Below are 1,618 nucleotides of genomic sequence, written 5' to 3'. Positions count from 1 at the left end.
TATCACCCAAGGATGGGGCTTGAAGGATTGGGGGTAACCTGCGCCATTTATCCGCGCTTTTATACCACTGCTAACAGACAGAGGTATGGCTATATCTAAACCATATCACAGAAATTGTAGGCAATTTACCAATGGCTCTTATTTTGGTCAATATATAATGCACCCAAATTATGCAAAGTCTCCAGAACAATATGTAAGAGCATTTCTTCTGCTTCAGAAAGATTTACAAGAGATTTTTGATTATATTGAACCAGCTGATAAGAATCTTAAATGTTATTCATTTAGAACTCATGAACTTCTAATGCGCTCTTGTATAGAAGTTGAAGCAAATTTTAAAGGTGTATTAAAAGAAAATGGCTATGAAAAAAAGGACAAAGATGGGCACTCATTGGATATGGATATTGACGACTATAAAAAGCTAGAAAAGACCCACAAATTATCTACCTACAAAGTAAAGTTACCCCATTGGGTTGGTAATAAAGCAATAAGAACACCATTTTCTAGCTGGGCAAAAACAGAATTATATAGTCCTAGTTGGTATCAAGCTTATAACAAAACAAAACATAATCGTCATGAAGAATTTCATCATGCCTCTTTTGAAAATTTAATTGACTCTTTATGTGGTTTATTAGTCTTACTGTCCTCCCAATTTTATACTGAAGATTTTTCACCCACTGATCCCGGTTTAAAAATTAGTGGCTTTAGACCTCAAGATGGTATGGAATCAGCCATGGGAAGCTATTTCAGAATTAAATTTCCCGATTGGCCCGTTGAGGAAAGATATAACTTTAATTACTCTGAATGGATTAATTGCAAACCAGATGAGCTATTTCAGAAAATAGATTATTCAAAGATATAATAAAGTGCCCCAATTTACCGACTGGTTTTGAGCAAACGTAAATTGGGTAATTTTTGACCGAATTTTACGTGAGCCTTGTATCATAAATAGGATGTGAATAGGTATGTTCTTCCTGCGTTGTTGGATTTTCATTGATTTTTAGCTGAAAAAATTGCAACCAGGCTATGCTTGCTTAAAATTCACTAGAGAAAACTAATGATCAAGATTGCAAACACTACAGAACAAGCCAAGCAATTCTCTAGAGAGTATCTAGAAGGTAGGCTGCGAAGGATATATCCCGGTATCTAACTGATGACTTAAAATTGGAGATTAACAAAATTGTTGTTCAAAATTGGATGCAGATAATTTCTCATATTATATCGGAAGTACTTGCTTTCAAATAAAATGCGAGGGAGAGGACTCGAACCTCTCTTTGGTTTTTCCTGGAAGATTGAAAATTAAAGTTTGATGCAAAACCTCTTATTTAGATTGAAAGCAGACCTACCTAGCCTCGCAAAAACCATGCTTCGCACCAAATACTACTTATAGTGAATGAATCAATATTAAGCATAAACTTCTCCATGAGTATGTTCATTAAAAGCCATACTATCAATCCAAACAAGACTCCTACATTTGCCTTAATTTGTATCTTTATACCCAAGCCATTACAAATATTTTCATTTGTAGTTTCCATATATTATAGCCTACATTCCGCACCTAATTTAAAAGTTTTTGGCAATTAAGTTTTTTCTGCTTACACCAATATTTAGTCTTAGGCAC

The 1,618-nt window shown here is 34.3% G+C and carries 1 protein-coding gene; it reads left to right on the top strand.

Going from position 1 to position 1,618, the window contains the following annotated elements; all coding sequences use genetic code 11:
- The first annotated feature begins 85 nt into the window (after positions 1-85).
- Entirely contained in the window at positions 86-859 is a 774-nt protein-coding gene (locus ACQY7T_RS11290) for a hypothetical protein (protein ID WP_428413470.1), read from the top strand.
- Positions 860-1,618: the final 759 nt, after the last annotated feature.

Origin of the sequence: Legionella sp., assembly GCF_965140895.1 — a bacterium.
GTDB lineage: Bacteria > Pseudomonadota > Gammaproteobacteria > Legionellales > Legionellaceae > Legionella.
This window is presented reverse-complemented; position numbering and strand designations above follow the sequence as displayed.